The organism is Nostoc sp. CENA543, from assembly GCF_002896875.1.
Taxonomy (GTDB): Bacteria; Cyanobacteriota; Cyanobacteriia; order Cyanobacteriales; family Nostocaceae; genus Trichormus.
In genome coordinates this window covers 6,711,276-6,728,916 of record NZ_CP023278.1, presented here as the reverse complement: position 1 = coordinate 6,728,916, position 17,641 = coordinate 6,711,276, and the positions used below count along the sequence as shown (strand labels likewise).

The following is a 17,641-nucleotide window of genomic DNA, read 5'->3' as shown; positions in this document are numbered from 1 at the left end:
AGTCATTAGTCATTAGTCAACAGTCAACAGCCTTACTCTCATAACTTCTCACAACCCGGCCAGCCCCTCGCAACTGCTGATAGTATGACTTACTAACCACATCTCCCTGTTCCGAGAGGATGTCAATCCCTATGCCGTTGCGTCCTTGGTCTTTGCCGGAACTATGGATGTAATGACCATCACCTAAATACAAGCCGACATGGGTGGCTTTGGTGGGTGTGCCGAAAAATACTAAGTCTCCTGGTATGAGTTCGGCTATAGTTATAGGTTGGGTGAAAGCTTCTTGTTGATAAGCATCTCTCGGCAACCGAATTCCTACGGCAGCAAAAGCAGACTGCATTAGTCCTGAACAATCATAATTTGGCCCCACTGTGCCACCCCAGAGATAATAATTAGGCTGCTGCATGGCTTTATGGGTAAAGGCAATCACTTCTGGTAGCAGTTGTTGAATTTCAGCTTCAGAAAATGACTGAGCCTGATAAAGTACAGTAGCAGGTTGTAATAAACTAACATCACTAAAAGATACCCACCCCGGATAGTCGTCCTCACATAAATACACCTCAACTGCTGTACCTTGCTGATTTGATGTTACCTGTAAATGTCGCCCTGCTGCTGCTTGAGTTGCTAGGCGGGTGCATTCGGGAGAATCATATAAGTTTAAATCGGCTAGACATTCGCACTCTTTTGCGGTCAAGTTGAGAATTTGAGATTCTATATTAGAGAGCATTCTGCAATGGTTTTTTTTAGCAAAGATGAACAACTAGAAAATCTGGGTAATAGCGTTTTAGAGGCTACTTGGTCTAAATTTCCCTCTTTAGCCCGTAATCAAATAGCGTTGACTTGGATTGTTTATGATCCGCCTGTGCCAGTTAATACTGGTGGGGCGTTAACTCCTGATGCTTTTTGGCATCATCCTGTACGTGGTTTTAATTATCGTGGTGCAGAACGGATTTATCCGGCGAGTGTGGTTAAGCTGTTTTATTTGGTAGCAGCTAACGAATGGCTAGAAAAAGGGATGACTCAGCCATCCAAAGAATTGGATCGGGCTTTGCGCGATATGATTGTTGATTCTAGCAATGATGCTACCAGTTTGATTGTCGATATTTTGACAGGGACGACATCAGGCCCGGAGTTATCCCCAGGCCCCTTTGAAACTTGGAAACAGCAACGTAATTTTGTCAATCGCTACTTTCAATCTTTGGGATGGGAGGAGATGGCAAGTATTAATGTTTGTCAAAAAACTTGGGGTGATGGCCCTTATGGCAGAGAAAGGGCTTTTTATGGGGAGATGTTTGAAAATCGTAATATGTTAACCACAAATGCGATCGCTCGTCTTTTACATAGTATTGTGGGAGGCGTGGCGGTTTCTAGTGAGCGATCGCAAAATATGATGGCTTTACTTAAACGCAGCATTAACCCCGATGATTTACCCAAAGATGTTGAGGAAGACCAAGTAACAGGTTTTCTGGGTGGTGGACTTCCCCCCAATAGTCAAATCTGGTCAAAAGCTGGTTGGACAAGTCAAGTGCGTCATGATGCCGCCTACATTGAGTTATTAGACCAACGCCCATATTTATTAGTAGTGTTTACTGAAGGCAAAGAACAAGCCACCAACCGCGCCATTTTACCCTTTGTCTCTCAGTTAATTGCTGAAGCTGTTAGTCGTCTTTAATGGGCATTGGGCATTGGGCATTGGGAATAGTGCGAATGTTGGTGTGCTATAAATCCACACCATAGACCTGATAACTGATAGGGGTGGTAATGAATGAAAAATATCTAAAACCTATATTATCTCCCCTGATAGCGATCGCAGCATCTCTGATGGTTGGAGCTATTCTCATATTGTTGGCTGGGGCAAATCCTCTCACGGCGTACACAGCTTTATTACAAGAATCCTGTTTTAACTATTTCGGATTTGGTAATACTCTCACTAAAATGACACCCCTACTCTTGACTAGTTTAGGGGTGTTAGTTGCTCTTAAAGCTGGTCAATTTAATATTGGCGGGGAAGGGCAAATTTATCTGGGTGCGTTGGGTAGCACTTTAGTAGGGTTATATGTACAAGGAATCCCAGCATTGATTCACATTCCTCTAGCTTTGTGCGTCGGATTTCTCTTTGGGGCAATTTGGGGTGCAATTCCTGGTTATCTCAAAGCAGTTAGGGGAGTCAATGAAGTAATCACGACGCTGCTATTAAATTACATTGCCATCAATTTGGTGAGTTACTTAGTACAGAACCCCTTAAAAGCACCTGCTGCACCTAGTCCTTATTCCCCATTGATTGCTAAATCTGCCCAATTGCCGATTATCTTACCCCAGAGTCTAGCCCATGCCGGGATTATTTTAGCCGTCATCGTAGCGGGGATATTGTGGGTTTTGTTAGTGCGATCGCCTCTAGGATACCAAATTACCGCCGTCGGATTTAACCCCACAGCCGCCCGTTACGCCCATATTTCCGTAGAACGCACGATTATGCTAGTGATGGCTGTAGCGGGAGGGTTAGCCGGTTTAGCGGGTGCATCAGAAGTGATGGGGTCAAAGTATCGTTTATTTGAACAAGTGTCCCCTGGTTATGGATTTGATGCCATTGCGATCGCTTTTTTAAGTCGTGGTAGCATCGGCGGTGTAATTTTGACTTCCCTATTTTTCGCCGCCTTGCGTAGTGGTGCCAACGTCATGCAACGCAGCGCAGGCGTTCCCGTCACCGTAGTTTACGCCATCCAGGGTTTGACTGTATTATTTATTGCCATCAGTCTTGCTGTGGAGGGCAAGAGGCAGAGAGAGTAATAAGTAATGAGTAATGAGTAATAAGTAATGAGTAATAAGTAATGAGTGCTGACTAATGACTAATGACTAATGACTAATGACTAATGAATGACTACCTAATTGCTAGCTTGCGTTTAGCTGTCCCTTTGGCGTTTGCTGCCCTTGGGGGAATGTATTCTGAACGTTCTGGCGTTCTGAATATTGCTTTGGAGGGGATGCTTTTAACTGGGTCTTTTACTGGTACAGCAATTACTTTTTATACTGGTAATCCTTGGCTTGGTATGTTGGCTGCTTTGATAGCTGGGGCTTTGGTGGGATTGCTGCACGCTTTTTTGTGTGTGAGTTTATACGTTAATCAGTTGGTTTCGGGCTTGGCGATTAATTTGGTGGCGGCGGGGTTGACTGCTTTTTTGGCGAGATTGGTGTTTCATGGTGCTAGTACACAGCGATTACCAGGAATTGAGCCAATCATTATTCCTGGTTTAGCTAATCTACCTATACTGGGGGTATTTTTCCAGCAAGATATCTTCGTCTATTTATTGTTGGCTTTGGTTATCGCCAGTTTATATATTTTATTTCACACTAGCTTCGGGCTGACTTTACGGGCTGTGGGGGAATATCCCCAAGCGGCGGCTACGGCTGGGGTGTCGGTTAAGAAAGTGCGGTATTTAGCGGTGATGCTGAGTGGTTCTCTTGCGAGTTTGGGCGGTGCCTATTTAGCTTTAGTGCAGATTATGTTCTTTACAGAAGGGATGAGTGCAGGTAAAGGATTTATTGCGATCGCGGCTTTAATTTTTGGGAGATGGCATCCTATTGGTAGTACCTTGGCTTGTTTATTATTTGGGGCGACGGAAGCTTTGCAGTTACGTATCCAAGCTTTAGGGGCGAATATTCCCTATCAATTTTTAGTTATGTTACCGTATGCGATCGCTTTATTCGCCCTACTCGGATTAGCAGGTAAGTCCAAACCTCCGCAAAGTTTAGGTATTTCCGACACACCAAAACGGTAGACAAGGTAGACAAGGTAGACAAGGTAGAATTTACTTCTCATTTCAAAATCGGCTAAACGCCACACTACCGCTAACAACACTCATTACTCATTACTCATTACTTATTACTTATTACTTATTACCCCTTACTCCTTACTCAGCACCGGCTAAACGCCGCGCTACCGCTAACAGCACTCCCCACTCCCCACAGATTTGTAATTTTTTTGTGAACTATTATTTACTAAGTCTTTACATGAAATTCGGTAGTTAGTTGGCATTTTTAAAATTTTTGTATGTTCATCAATAATTGCGGATAAGTTTATATACTTAAGTACAGATTAGTAGTGTTACTTAATACAATAAAAAGTGATTAATTGCTGAATCAATAATATTACTGAGATAATTTTTACCAGGAATTTAAAAATCAACGAAGCAAATTGAAACGAAAGTTGATACCTTGAGTACAAGGAGAAAATTACTGAATATCGCTAATCTCAAATTCATGGATTCTTTATCAATCAGCTCTCTACTTGAAGATTTGAAAAATCCTGATGCTCTAGTCCGGGATCAAGCAACAAAGAAACTCTGGCGGATTTGGTTTCAGCAAAAGGGAGTTTACGGCTTGGAAAAAATCGATCAAAGTCAAAAATTGCTAGATGCTGGGGAAATTACGCAAGCAGAAGCAACTCTCACAGAACTCATCAAAGAACAGCCTGATTTTGCTGAGGCTTGGAATCGTCGCGCTTTCCTCTACTACAGTATCGGCGATTATCGTAAGTCCCTAGCTGACTGTCAAATGGTGATTCAAATCAACTCTGTACATTTTGGCGCGTTACATGGGATGGGTTTGTGTTACGCCGCGCTAGGACAATACAGCAAAGCTATCAAATCTTTTAAACGCGCTTTGGAAATTCAACCCTACTCTTTGGTGAATCAAAAACTAATTTTAGAATGTACACTGAGACTTAGCTAAACAGCTTCGAGGAAAACACGTAAGTAGTGTTTCTCCGCAATACTCAGGAGACATTCTATCTTTGTATGAACTGGTTTTCACCTGCGTCAGCCGCTATTCCTTATCTAAGTCGCCGTCGATTCCTTCAGTATGGTGCAATTTTTGTTGGTAGCAGTGTTATCTCTGCTTGTACCAAGCAAAACCAAGCAACTACCTCTAGTTCTGGGTTAGATAAAGTCACCTTCGGGACTAATTGGTTAGCCCAAGCCGAACACGGAGGATTTTATCAAGCGATCGCCACAGGAATCTACAAGCAACACGGCTTAGATGTCACTATTAAAATGGGTGGGCCACAAGTACCCAGTGGCGCGCAACTGTTGACGGGTGGTGTGGTAGATTTCTTCATGGGCAACGGGATTGACGCTTTTAATGCAGTCGCCCAAGCAATACCGACAATTAGCGTCGCCGCTATCTTTCAAAAAGACCCGCAGTGTATTATTGTACATCCCAATACAGGAGTCAAAACCTTAGCTGATCTCAAAGGTAGACCCATGTATATCTCTGCGGGTGCAAATGTGACTTTCTGGCCATTATTAAAAGCTAAGTTTGGTTTTACTGATGACCAGAAACGCCCCTACAACTTTAACCCTGCGCCTTTCTTAACAGACAAAACTTCTGCACAGCAAGGTTATATCACCTCTGAACCCTTTGCGATTGAAAAGCAAGGTGGGTTTAAACCGCAAGTATTTTTAATCGCAGATTATGGTTATCCCAACTACACCACGACTATTGAAACTACGAAAGAAATAGTTAAAAACAAGCCAGATTTAGTGCAGAGATTTGTTGATGCTTCTATTAAAGGGTGGTACAGCTATCTAGAAAATCCCCAACCAGGAAATCAACTAATTAAACAAGATAATCCTGAAATGACCGATGCACAACTTGCCTACGGTCTGCAAAAACTGCAAGAATACGGAATTATTATTTCAGGAACAGCCCAACAGCAGGGTATTGGTTCGATGACTGAGGAAAAATGGCGATCGCTATTTGAGAGTATGGTGAGTGTAGGTCTGTATCAGCCGAATCTCAAATATCAAGACGGTTTTACCTTACAATTTATCAATAAAGGTGTGGAATACTATCAAAAAAGTTAGGGCGATCGCCAAACTTTTACGGTATTATCTGCACTACCACTGACTAAGGTTTTACCATCTTTACTAAAACCCAGGGAAACTACTTGCTTATCGTGGGCGGAAATGGTGTGTATGAGTTTCCCTGTGTCTAAATTCCAAAAGCGAATCTCTCCATCTAAACCACCACTAGCTAACACCTGAGCATCGGGACTGATGGCTAGGGATAATACAGAGTAGGAATGTCCTGTAAGGGTACGCACCAATTCCCCATTATTCAGTTTCCACACTTTAATTGTTTTATCTAGACTCCCACTAACTAAGGCTTTGTTATCAGGACTAATTGCTAAAGATGTCACCCAACTTGTATGTCCTGTAAGGTTTTGCAGTTGTTGACCGGTATTTACATTCCATAACCGAATAGTTCTATCTGTACTACCACTAGCTAAAGTTTGTCCATCGGAACTCAAAGCCACTGATAATACTGGTAGTGTATGTCCGTAGAGGGTGCGTATTCTTTGACCATTGGTTACATTCCACAACCGCACAGTTTTATCCGTACTACCAGTAGCGAGAATCTGTTGGTCTTGACTAATGCTCATGGCATTATTCCATGCCACATAACCATTTGATTTAAAACTGCGAATTTTTTGACCACTACTCAAATTCCACTGCTTAATAGTTTCATCCAAACTACCACTTGCTAAATCTTGTCCATCTTCACTAATTGCTAATGACAAAACAGGTAGTGAATGTCCATAGATAGTGCGAATTAGTGTTCCCGTTTGAGCATTCCATAATTTAATAGTTTTGTCATGGCTACCGCTTGCAATAGTTTGTCCATCTGGGGTGATAGCCACGGAAGCAATAGCTTCCGAGTGACCAGTTAGAGTTTCGCTTAAAGCGATTTTTTTCGCCCATGATTCGGCAGGATTCGCCCCTACTAAAGATAATAAATCCTCTCGCCAAAAATAAAGAATTCCTGGTAAAATTAATCCCAAGACAACAATTAAGCTGATAGTTTTCAGTGGTAGGTTTGGCAAATTTTGCCCACTCCACAAACCGCCGCTATTTCTGTTATTCAGGAGCGATGGTTTGAAGAAATTTTGTCCAGAATTGCGTTTACTTTGTCGTTTAATTTCCCGTTCAATGTCTGCCAAACGACGGAGAATTACACCTGTATTCTGTGGACGTTGTCCAGGCGATCGCCGCATTAATTCATCAATTAAAGTTGCCAAACCAGGGGAAACATCTGTGGCATAATTACGCCAGTTTATTTCATCTTTATTGGGATCATAAATATCTTGGTCATTGGGAAATTTACCAGTGAGTAAATAAACAAAAGTTCTCCCTATCGCAAAAAAATCCGATGTAACGACAGCTTGACCATTGAGTTGTTCTGGCGGCGTAAACCCTGGAGAATTAATCCCCGTAACCTGACCTGCGGCTTGTTTAATTACGTAGGTTTGGGTAACTTCTCTCGCTGCACCAAAGTCAATTAATACTAACTGACCATCTGCCCTGAGCATAATATTAGATGGCTTAATATCCCGATGAAAAAAGTTTTGTCCGTGGACTTCATGCAGAATATTAAATAACTGCTGTAACCATTCCAAAGCTAAGTCTTGATTGATAGGCCGACTTTGGCGTTGATACATATACTGCTCAAGATTTAGCCCTTCAATTTTCTCCATTACCAGACAATTTAAACTTTCTTGAGCATTGTTTGGTAAAAAAGTGAAATATTTATCCCCCTTGGGTATACCTGGACAATCTAACTGACTTAATACTTGTCCTTCTTTTTGAAAGAGTGATATGGCTTTAGGGTGAGGATTTAACAATATCTTCAGCACCTTTTTTGCGCCATTGCGTTCTACCACTTCATAAGTCTTACCAAAACCGCCACCACCTAAAAAACCAGTTACCTGATAGCGACCTTCCAGCAACAATTCTGAACCACAACTTTGACAAAATAAAGCATGGTTATTATTTTGAGGGTTTGGGCATTGGGGATTAATACAGAGAATCATCGTTTTTATAAAAGAATTTTTTATATTATTTCCAGATGATTAGATGATAATATTTCCTGTAAATTAACTACCATCTTAGCCCACTATGGCGATTCAGCTTGGGAATTTATGAATATCTTATACTATCATCTTTCAATAGTATTGAGTATCTTTAAATACTTTAATTTTGCCAACATGAGAGGCATAAGATGAGTAAAGCTGATAAATTATTACATGGTGTATCTAAGATAAATCGCCGCAAATTTCTTAAATATAGTTCCATAGCCACCGGTAGTGGTATCCTGGCAGCCTGTACAAATGGTGGCAAAAGTCCCTCCGTAAATACCACATTCCGTCCGAGAAATACCGGACAACTAGACAAAGTGACCTTTAGTCTGCACTGGGTAGCAGAGGCTGAGTATGGTGGTTTTTACCAAGCTGTCGCCACCGGTATTTATCGGGATCATGGTTTGGATGTCACCATTAAACCAGGTGGGCCTAGAGGTAATTACACATTATTATTGATGGGTGGGTCTGTTGATTTGATTATGGGACATAGTGGTGATGCCATTGGAGCATTGAAAGATGGTGTTCCTATGATTACCATCGCTTCGATTTTCCAAAGAGACCCCCAAGTATTAATTGCTCATCCTGGTACGGGTAACGACTCCCTAGAAAAACTCAAAGGGAAACCAATTCTAGTCGGTTCTGGTGGGGAAGCTACATACTGGCCATTTTTAAAAGCCAAGTATGGTTTTACCGACGACCAAAAACGCCCCTACAATTTTGATGTGCAACCCTTTTTACAAGATAAAAATATTATTCAACAAGGTTTGCTGACAGCTGAACCTTTCGAGATTAAGAAAAAAGGGGGATTTGATCCTACAGTTCTCCTCTTGGCAGATTATGGTTACAACGCCTATAGCTTCACTATTGAAACCACTAAAAAACTTGTAGAAGTTAATGCCGATTTAGTGCAGAGGTTTGTTGATGCTTCTATTAAAGGTTGGTATAGCTATCTACAAGATCCAGTCCCAGGGAATAACCTGATTAAAAAAGATAATCCCAATATGTCTGATGAGCAAATTAGCTTTACCCTGGAGAAGTTAAAAGAAAATGGCATCGTCACCGGCGGAGATGCTCAACAATTGGGTATTGGTGCTATGACTCAAGAACGCTGGCAATCTTTCTATGACAATTTAGTCAAAACAGGGGTTTTTGATAACAGTATTAACTACCAAGAAGCGTTTACTTTACAATTTGTGAATAAGGGAGTGGACTACTACAAGTCTTAAATGAAACACTATCCTGTCATTCAACTTCATCAGGTAAGTAAGGTCTATCGCAATGGTACAGTTGCCCTCCAAGACCTGAATCTAGTGATTCCAGAGTCGCAGTTTGTCAGTTTGGTAGGGGCTTCTGGCTGTGGTAAGAGTACGGTGTTGCGGTTGATAGCTGGGTTAGGAAGCGTCAGTTCTGGAACTATTGACTGGGGAATAGACGCAGCACAACGCAAACTAGCATTTGTGTTTCAAGATGCAGCCCTCATGCCTTGGGCAACAGTAAAGGATAATGTCCAACTACCATTAAAATTGGGGGGAATGTCCAGCCAGCATTCCCAAGGGTTGGTAGCCCAAGCTTTAAAGGTAGTGGGGTTAGAGAAATTTGCCCATAATTACCCCCGTGAGTTATCAGGGGGAATGAAAATGCGTGTCTCCATTGCCAGGGCGTTGGTAACTCAGCCGAATATTTTATTAATGGATGAACCTTTCGGGGCTTTAGATGAAATCACCAGAAGTAAACTCAACAGTGATTTAGTTGATTTGTGGTTACAACATCACTGGACGGTGATATTTGTCACCCACAATATTTATGAAGCTGTGTATTTATCAAATCGGGTGTTAGTGATGGGGACAAGTCCAGGAAGGATAGTAGCAGATATAGATATTGATGTCCCCTTTCCACGCGGTGAAGATTTTCGCACTTCATCGGTGTATAACGAATATTGTCGGACAGTGTCAGAGCATTTAGCAGCAGCAATGAGATTTAGTGATATGTTAGGATTTTGAACCGCCAACACAGACTAATTATTCCAATTATGTTATTTTTTCGTGCTGCTGGCTCAAGACAAAAATATTCTAAATTTAACTTGGCGGAGATTTTTGCCCCCATATTAGTCGGTATTGTCGCTCTAATTTTGTGGGATTTATTGGTGCGGGTGACAGAATTACCACCTTATATTTTACCTAGTCCTTTTTTAGTTTTCCAAACTTTAATCACTGATTGGGGTGAACTATTTCCCTCATTATTAATTACTCTGCAAATTACGGTCACTGCTTTTATAGCGGCGGCAATTTCTGGGTTATTAACGGCGATTTTATTTACCCAAAGTAAATGGATTGAACGCAGTTTATTTCCCTATGCTGTCATTTTACAGACAACTCCGATTGTGGCGATCGCTCCTTTAATTATTCTATGGTTTAAAAATAATACCTTTGCCGCCCTTGTTGTCTGTGCTTGGATAGTGGCCTTTTTCCCCATAGTTTCTAACACGACTCTGGGCTTAAAGAGTGTAGACCCTAATTTACTCAATCTTTTTCAACTCTACAACGCCTCACGATGGCAAACCTTGATTTTTCTGCGCCTACCCAGTGCTATGCCTTATTTTCTCGGTGGGTTAAAAATTAGCGGTGGTTTAGCATTAATTGGGGCTGTTGTGGCGGAATTTGTGGCTGGGACTGGCGGTGCGAAATCTGGTATTGCCTACCGGATTTTAATTTCTAGCTACAATCTGCAAATACCCCGGATGTTTGCTGCTTTAATACTTACCACAGGGTTAGGGATTTTAATTTTTGCTCTCTTGAGTGCCTTATCTGATTTTATATTAAGTAGGTGGCATGACAGTAGTATTAACCGTGATTGAAACGCAAAGGCACGCGGAGTTTTTGCGTACATCTGTGTTAGAAAAAGGATATAAAAATAATGGTAATTGATAGTTTTTTAAATACCCTCGAAAGCATTGAAACTATTACTGACTCCCAGCAAGTCGCTAAATTATCCCAAGACTATCACACCTTTAGCCCTGTCTTAGTTCCCCAACTGGCGGGGAAAGTCGGGGATATTGTGGTTCGTCCCGCCAATGAGGAGGAAGTAATTAAAGTAGCAGCCGCCTGTGCTAAATACCGTATCCCCATCACTGTTAGAGGTGCAGGAACGGGGAATTATGGGCAATGTGTACCTCTGCATGGTGGTGTGATTTTAGACATGACCAAAATGCAAAATATCCTGTGGGTGAAACCAGGGGTAGCACGGGTAGAGGCTGGGGTGAAATTAGCGGCTTTAGATAAGAAAGCACGAGAAATTGGTTGGGAAATGCGGATGTCTCCCTCTACCTACCGTACAGCTACAATTGCCGGCTTTGTGGCTGGGGGTAGTGGGGGTATAGGCTCAATTCAGTATGGATTGTTAGGCGATCGCGGTAATCTATTAGCATTAAAAGTTGTCACTGTAGAAGATACACCCCGTGTGATTGAGTTGCGTGGCGACGATGTCCAAAAGGTAAACCATGCTTGGGGTATTAACGGTATTATTACAGAAGTCGAAATCCCCTTGGGGGCTGCTTATCCTTGGGCGGAGGTAATTGTCACCTTTGCAGATTTCTTGACAGCCGCTAAGTTTGGGCAAAGTCTAGCCCAAGCTGATGGCATGATTAAGAAGTTAATTACTATCTTTGCATCACCCATTCCCCAATACTTCCACCCCCTGCAATCATATATCCCCGAAGGTACTCATCCAGCCTTTCTACTTGTAGCAGAACCCAGCTTAGAATTATTACCAGGTTTAGTACAGCAATATGGTGGACAAATTACTTACCAAAAACCTGCTCAAGAAGTAGGAAAAGGTTTAAATTTAGCTGAATTTACCTGGAATCACACCACCCTACACGCCCGCAATGTTGATCCCAACATTACATATTTGCAAAGTATAATTCCTCCAGAAAAAGGGCTGCAATTAGTAGAGCATCTATATCATCATTTTGGTGATGAAGTAATGATGCACTTAGAATTTATTCGTATGAATGGTGCAGTAGTTCCCGCCGCCTTACAACTAGTACGCTATACCACAGCAGCCCGTCTCAATGAAATTATCCGCTACCACGAAGACCAAGGAGTTTTTATTGCTAACCCCCACACTTATATTATTGAAGATGGCGGTAGAAAAGTAATTGACCCCGAACAATTAAAGTTTAAAGAACTAGTTGATCCTTATGGTTTAATGAACCCAGGAAAAAGTAAATTATTAGCTCATAAGTAAAGGTAAAAAAGCAAGGGTAAATTGGACAAAACCCACCAAAAGACGAAATTAAACACTCTTTTACCTTTTACCTTTTGCCCTTCGGGTTCACCACTTGCTACAAGTCGGCAAAGCCGCCCAAAGCAGTGGTTCTCCTTTTACCTTACTTCCCTGTGCTAACAAGCTGACTCCAAGCTTGCACTACCGTTTGGACATTATTCGGTAAATTATTGCGAGAAATATCGTTGTATTGTACCGTCCCTTTACGGCTGGTGAGTTTGTAAGTAATAAAATCAGCCGCACCACCAGGCGCAGGATAACTGATATTGCGAAAGACATTTTGTTCGCGGTTCAAGACTCTTTGAAACTGACGTACCTGTGCTACAGTAACGCTCCTCACACTTCTTTCTGAGTCATTAGCATCACCAATTCGCACCCGAATTAATCTCCCATCATTTAGTAAAACTGTCTCGTAAGTTCTACCAGCAAAACCTCCACTAGAAATTTCTCTAAATACTATGTTTCTATCTAAAGGTGGTGGTAATTCGTTAGTAGGAATAGGAACAGGACGCAGAGTGCTATTGTTATTATTTTCTTTGAATCTTAATCCAGCACCGTTATCATCAGTGTGATAAACCCATTTTTGTCTACCACGGCTCACCACAACCCGCCAGCCAGATACAAAAGCTTGAGTACAAAATTCATCTGGTTTGGGCAGTTCTAAACAACCATTACGCCAATTTTGACGACTATAATCAGTAATTTTGAGTTTGTTAATAGCTATTCCTTCTCTATTGCTAATATCTCGCAAAACTGCATTAGCTACAGCACGAGGTAAAGCGGCTGGTTTTAAATTTTGTTTGACAATTTCCTGGTTATTATCTGCTAATAAGCCTACAGATAAAGCATGAGCATTTTGGCTGAAAATAAACCCACCACTAACAGATAAAATACTTGTTAGCATTAAAGCAGTAAAAATTTGACCTTGTTTAGTTCGTAGCATAAATTTATTACCTAAATACATGATTTTAAATAATCAGTAGCTATGCAAAATATTACGCAGATATTTGCGTCATTTTACATAGTCAGCAAAAAGTTTGCTTTCCCATTGAAACTGATTAAAGTGTTTATTCCCTCTGTCTGATTAAGCAGATATCAAGATAGACACTAGTATATTAATTGTTTGTTCCAAAATATTTGTATAGAAGTATGAATAAAGATTACAGGTTAGTGGGGCTATCCGCTATGATACTTTTTGAGCATCTATACAAGCTCAAGCTAGCCAGATTTAAGGGATATTAGGGGGATGTTCTCCCAACTTAACCCACATTCTTCTCACGCGAATTAACTGCGGACGGTTCATTTTTAAAGCAGAAATAGTTACTCTACCCACAGAAGTAAGCGGAATAATTTCAGTAGCATCTTCATTCCAAGCAAAGTGTTCAGACCATAATTGTTGTTGTGGGTGAAATAAACATATCTCTTGCTGAGTGTCTGCATCTATAGCAGTTTGACGGTAAGCTTTATAACGATTACAAGTAGGGCAAGATAAACAAAGATTTTCAAAAATTGTTTCTCCACCGACTGATAGAGGAATAATGTGTTCAAATTCAAAAGTGCTAACTGTCAAATATTCAGCAGTCCGACAGTAAGCACAGCATTCAGTAAATCTAGCACGGATTTTGCGTTGTAATTCAACAGGAATATAAACACTCACGCGACTTGCGATATTCCTTTTATTTTTAAAGTGTATCTGGCTCTGGTTTTTAAAATATTTAATTGGTCAATCTGGGCTAATAAACAGTCTAAAGTTACTTTCTCTTGATCAGACAGTAAATTTTCTGTATTTCGCTCTAATAAATTATCTAACTCGCTTTGGGCTTTTGTTGACAACATACTATCCGCCAAGGCCTGTAATTCTTCTAAATTCAAGCCTGTTAAAATTTCATCATCTTCTAAGGATGAATTGGTCAGTTGTTGGTATGTTGCTAAATCTAGCAGCACACCAACTCTTTCCCCGTTTTGATTGGTCAGATACTGTATCGAACCAGACATATAAACTATTAGCATTGATGGCGACTGATTATAGTTTATCAGTTGCTAACTTTAGCTGGGTGGGTTTGACAAGCGATCGCCTGCTCAAAATTAACGCACAGTTCCCCGCAAAGCCTCTGTATCTACGGGTTTAATCAGGAAAACTAACAGCAGATTCCAGACAATGGCTGCAATTAAAGGGAGTTTGCGAACTAGCTTCACAAATTTGGGTTGAGAACTGCCCTCAATCTCTGCAATCTTTAAGTTATAACCTGCACAGCGTTGTAAGCGGGGGAAAAACTGGGGATGTTCGGTATTCAACATCACAGGAAAGGCACGTCCGGCCGTTTCATTGGTATTTTCCACCACTTGACGGTCAAATTCCGTCGCATTTAGTCCCAAGGACTTGTAAAAACCAGTCCGTTCATGAACAGTCATGGTGTGGGTAGCAAACACCGACAGTAAGAAAAAGCGACTCCAAAGCCTAGCTTTCCAGGTTTTCCATAGTTGCGGTTGCGAACGTAACAGGGCTTTGAATATATCCCCGTGGCGGTTTTCATCCTGACACCAACTCTCAAAGTAACGGAAGATGGGGTAAAACTGGTTTTCTGGGTGCTTTTCTAGATGTCTGTAAATAATGATGTATCGCCAATAGCCGATTTTTTCTGATAGATAAACGGTGTATAGCACCCACTCAATCGGAAAAAATGTATAGGTGCGGGTTTTTGTTACCGTGGCTAAATCTAAGGATAGTTTAAAATCGCCCATTGCTTTGTTGAGAAATCCCGCATGACGGGCTTCATCCCGCGCCATCAGTTGAAACATCTCTGCCAGTAAGGGACTGCGGTTTTTGAGTTTGCGGGATAATTCCTTAAACAGCAAGAAGCCGGAAAACTCAGAAATACATGAGCGTTCCAAATAGTCAATAAACGATTGTTTGGCTTCACCCTGAATGTGTTCCCAAGACTTATCAAACGCCTCATCCCGCACAAAATGATGGCGGTTGTAGTCTGCGCGCATTTCCGCCAGCATCGCCTGTAATTCCGTTTCTTGAGCAGATAAATCCAAATTGGCGGCGGTTTCAAAATCTGTAGTATAAAACCGAGGCGTGAGTATAGTTTCTTGGCTGGGAGTTTTAATTCCTGGTTTGGGTAGGGTGTTAACCATAAGTAATGCGGTAATCAAGTAAATAATTTCATAGCTATCAAGTTATGATAATTAGAGTTCTTTTGCTAGCCCTCTTTACATTCCTTCAGCAAAGTCAGAAGCAATCCACCCAAACCAGAGAATAAAAAGCTTTGATATATAGGGTTTAGAGAATTTATTAAGTTTTGAAACTACTCTGATCAAAAACAAATTAATAACTATAGAGTTATTAAGCAGTAGTAATTACCCTTACTCAAAGTTTAGAGGTTTTAACATGGCTCGTCATTCCGATAATTCTCTGCAAGAATCTGCAAATCACACCACATGGCTAGCATCACTGAATAACGGCATTCCCCAAGATTCACGCGAAAGAGTGCAACAATTCATGCAGAACTTACAGGATGAGATTTGCCAAGGGTTAGAGCAAATTGACGGAGAAGCCAGTTTTCATCAAGATTATTGGGAAAGAGAAGAAGGCGGTGAAGGACGTACCCGCGTCATTCGGGAAGGGCGAGTATTTGAACAAGGAGGAGTGAACTTTTCCGCAGTTTGGGGAAATAGTCTCCCAGCTTCGATTGTGGCGCAACGTCCAGAAGCAGCCGGACATGAGTTTTTTGCCACAGGTACATCAATGGTATTGCATCCCCGCAATCCCTATGTACCCACAGTACATCTCAACTATCGCTACTTTGAAGCTGGCCCTATCTGGTGGTTTGGTGGCGGTGCTGATTTAACACCATACTATGCTTTCGCTGAGGATGCTGTTCACTTTCACAGAACACTGAAAAATGCCTGTGATGCTCATAATCCAGAATATTATCCAACTTTTAAACGCTGGTGTGATGAATACTTTTATTTACGCCATCGTCAAGAACAGCGAGGTATTGGCGGTATTTTCTTTGATTATCAAGATGCTAGCGGTAAGCTGTACGTCGGTACACAAACAGATAGTCCCGCCGCAATTTATAGCCAAAAAGTGGGAAATATCAGACGCAATTGGGAAGATATCTTTGCGTTTGTGCAGTCCTGTGGTCAAGCTTTCTTACCCGCTTACTTGCCTATTGTAGAACGACGACAAGAAACAGAATATGGCGATCGCCAGCGTAATTTCCAACTATATCGCCGTGGTCGTTACGTCGAGTTTAATTTAGTCTACGACCGAGGAACAGTATTCGGGCTACAAACCAAAGGACGAACAGAATCGATTCTCATGTCCTTACCACCTCTAGCACGTTGGGAATATTGTTATCAAGCAGAACCAGGAAGTCCGGAAGCTGAACTGACACAAGTTTTTCTTCAACCCAAAGATTGGGTTTAGGAAAAGGCAAAAGGTAAAAGGCAAAAGGTAAAAGATGAAGAGTGCAGATTTAAAAGAATGACCACAACTCAAACAATTAAATAAGAAAACATACTCAACACCGGCTAAACGCCGCGCTACCGCTAACAATACTCAATACTCAGCACCGGCTAAATGCCGCGCTTCCGCTAACAGCACTCATCACTTATCACAATGAGGTATTCATCATGAGTAGTCATCTAGATGTACGGTTACGGGAAGGAACAAAGCATTCCCACACTTTGGCAGAAAATACTGCGTTTATGAAATGTTTCCTGAAAGGGATTGTCGAAAAGAGCTTTTTTAGGAAATTATTAGCTGATCTTTACTTTGTTTACTCTGTTTTAGAAGCATCATTAGAACTATATCAAAATCATCCAGTTGTGGGATTGATATACTTTCCTGAGTTGAATCGTCAAGCGAATTTAGAAAAAGATTTAGCATATTATTACGGTGAGAATTGGCGAGAGGAAATTACACCTTCCCTGGCTGGAAAAGTTTATGTTAATCGCCTACGGGAAGTTGCTAATACGCAACCTGAGTTATTAATTGCTCATGCTTACACCCGTTACATGGGAGATTTATCCGGTGGTCAAGCATTACGAAATATTGCCCGTTCTGCAATGAATTTACCCGCAGATCAAGGTACTGCAATGCACGAATTTGCAGAAATTCCTACCCCAGAAGCTAAACGAGCATTTAAAGAAAAGTACCGTCAAGCTTTGAATTCTTTGGCTATAGATGAAGCCATGATTCAAAAAATCGTAGACGAAGCTAACTATGCTTTTAACCTAAATCGTGATGTCGTTCATGAATTAGAAGCCGATGTCAAAGCTGTAGTTGGTGATCACATTTTCGATTTGATGACGCGCCAAAACAAACCAGGTAGTACAGAACATACTCCTGAACAAAATAAAGAACTTAATTACAGCATTTAAAAGTGTTGAGTGCTGAGTTAGAAAAATAGTTTTGACAAGTTTGTAGTA

17 protein-coding genes are annotated in these 17,641 nt (G+C 41.3%); 11 read left to right on the top strand and 6 right to left on the bottom strand.

Translation table 11 applies throughout. From position 1 onward, the window contains the following. Positions 1-16: 16 nt before the first annotated feature. Entirely contained in the window at positions 17-727 is a 711-nt protein-coding gene (locus CLI64_RS28260) for a C40 family peptidase (protein WP_103140312.1), read from the bottom strand. Positions 728-733: 6 nt separating this feature from the next. On the opposite strand from CLI64_RS28260, the gene CLI64_RS28255 reads away from it, so the two are divergent. From CLI64_RS28255 to CLI64_RS28235, 5 genes are all read left to right on the top strand, one after another. Continuing rightward, positions 734-1,672: a serine hydrolase gene (locus CLI64_RS28255; RefSeq protein WP_103140311.1), complete on the top strand. Its 939-nt coding sequence runs from the start codon at positions 734-736 to the stop codon at positions 1,670-1,672. 89 nt (positions 1,673-1,761) lie between these two features. Continuing rightward, a complete protein-coding gene (locus CLI64_RS28250) occupies positions 1,762-2,787 on the top strand; it encodes an ABC transporter permease (protein ID WP_192881628.1) in 1,026 nt (341 codons plus the stop codon). Between the two features lie 83 nt (positions 2,788-2,870). Next, positions 2,871-3,776, top strand: a complete 906-nt coding sequence (locus CLI64_RS28245) for an ABC transporter permease (protein ID WP_103140309.1) — start codon at positions 2,871-2,873, stop codon at positions 3,774-3,776. A gap of 481 nt (positions 3,777-4,257) precedes the next feature. Next, complete coding sequence (locus tag CLI64_RS28240; protein ID WP_103140308.1) at positions 4,258-4,728, top strand: tetratricopeptide repeat protein; 471 nt, start codon at positions 4,258-4,260, stop codon at positions 4,726-4,728. A gap of 65 nt (positions 4,729-4,793) precedes the next feature. After that, entirely contained in the window at positions 4,794-5,861 is a 1,068-nt protein-coding gene (locus CLI64_RS28235; protein WP_103140307.1) for an ABC transporter substrate-binding protein, read from the top strand. On the opposite strand, the gene CLI64_RS28230 is transcribed toward CLI64_RS28235, so the two are convergent. After that, positions 5,858-7,867, bottom strand: coding sequence for a serine/threonine-protein kinase (locus CLI64_RS28230; protein WP_103140306.1), 2,010 nt, complete (start codon positions 7,865-7,867; stop codon positions 5,858-5,860). The two genes, CLI64_RS28235 and CLI64_RS28230, sit on opposite strands and share 4 nt — an antisense overlap. 188 nt (positions 7,868-8,055) lie before the next feature. On the opposite strand from CLI64_RS28230, the gene CLI64_RS28225 reads away from it, so the two are divergent. Genes CLI64_RS28225 through CLI64_RS28210 form a run of 4 tightly spaced genes read left to right on the top strand, consistent with a single transcriptional unit; the run spans position 8,056 to position 12,160 of the window. Next, positions 8,056-9,141: an ABC transporter substrate-binding protein gene (locus CLI64_RS28225; RefSeq protein ID WP_103140305.1), complete on the top strand. Its 1,086-nt coding sequence runs from the start codon at positions 8,056-8,058 to the stop codon at positions 9,139-9,141. After that, on the top strand, positions 9,142-9,915 hold the full coding sequence (locus tag CLI64_RS28220) for an ABC transporter ATP-binding protein (RefSeq protein ID WP_103140304.1): 774 nt from the start codon (positions 9,142-9,144) through the stop codon (positions 9,913-9,915). A 29-nt stretch (positions 9,916-9,944) separates the two neighbouring features. After that, positions 9,945-10,769, top strand: a complete 825-nt coding sequence (locus CLI64_RS28215; RefSeq protein ID WP_103140303.1) for an ABC transporter permease — start codon at positions 9,945-9,947, stop codon at positions 10,767-10,769. Between the two features lie 59 nt (positions 10,770-10,828). Further along, positions 10,829-12,160, top strand: a complete 1,332-nt coding sequence (locus CLI64_RS28210; RefSeq protein ID WP_103140302.1) for an FAD-binding oxidoreductase — start codon at positions 10,829-10,831, stop codon at positions 12,158-12,160. A 142-nt stretch (positions 12,161-12,302) separates the two neighbouring features. On the opposite strand, the gene CLI64_RS28205 is transcribed toward CLI64_RS28210, so the two are convergent. From CLI64_RS28205 to acsF, 4 genes are all read right to left on the bottom strand, one after another. Then, complete coding sequence (locus tag CLI64_RS28205) at positions 12,303-13,142, bottom strand: hypothetical protein (protein ID WP_192881626.1); 840 nt, start codon at positions 13,140-13,142, stop codon at positions 12,303-12,305. Between the two features lie 285 nt (positions 13,143-13,427). Continuing rightward, positions 13,428-13,856, bottom strand: a complete 429-nt coding sequence (locus CLI64_RS28200; RefSeq protein ID WP_103140300.1) for an HNH endonuclease — start codon at positions 13,854-13,856, stop codon at positions 13,428-13,430. Further along, the gene (locus tag CLI64_RS28195) at positions 13,853-14,194 is read right to left on the bottom strand and encodes a hypothetical protein (protein WP_103140299.1); all 342 of its coding nucleotides are present in this window, start codon (positions 14,192-14,194) and stop codon (positions 13,853-13,855) included. The genes CLI64_RS28200 and CLI64_RS28195 overlap by 4 nt, the downstream gene beginning before the upstream one ends. Before the next feature lie 90 nt (positions 14,195-14,284). Further along, positions 14,285-15,340, bottom strand: coding sequence for a magnesium-protoporphyrin IX monomethyl ester (oxidative) cyclase (acsF, locus tag CLI64_RS28190; RefSeq protein ID WP_103140298.1), 1,056 nt, complete (start codon positions 15,338-15,340; stop codon positions 14,285-14,287). Positions 15,341-15,593: 253 nt separating this feature from the next. Here acsF and hemF point away from each other — a divergent pair, with 253 nt between their 5' ends. Continuing rightward, entirely contained in the window at positions 15,594-16,637 is a 1,044-nt protein-coding gene (hemF, locus tag CLI64_RS28185) for an oxygen-dependent coproporphyrinogen oxidase (RefSeq protein ID WP_103140297.1), read from the top strand. 206 nt (positions 16,638-16,843) lie between these two features. Further along, positions 16,844-17,593 (top strand): heme oxygenase (biliverdin-producing), encoded by a 750-nt coding sequence (locus tag CLI64_RS28180; RefSeq protein WP_103140296.1) that lies wholly within the window; start codon positions 16,844-16,846, stop codon positions 17,591-17,593. Positions 17,594-17,641: the final 48 nt, after the last annotated feature.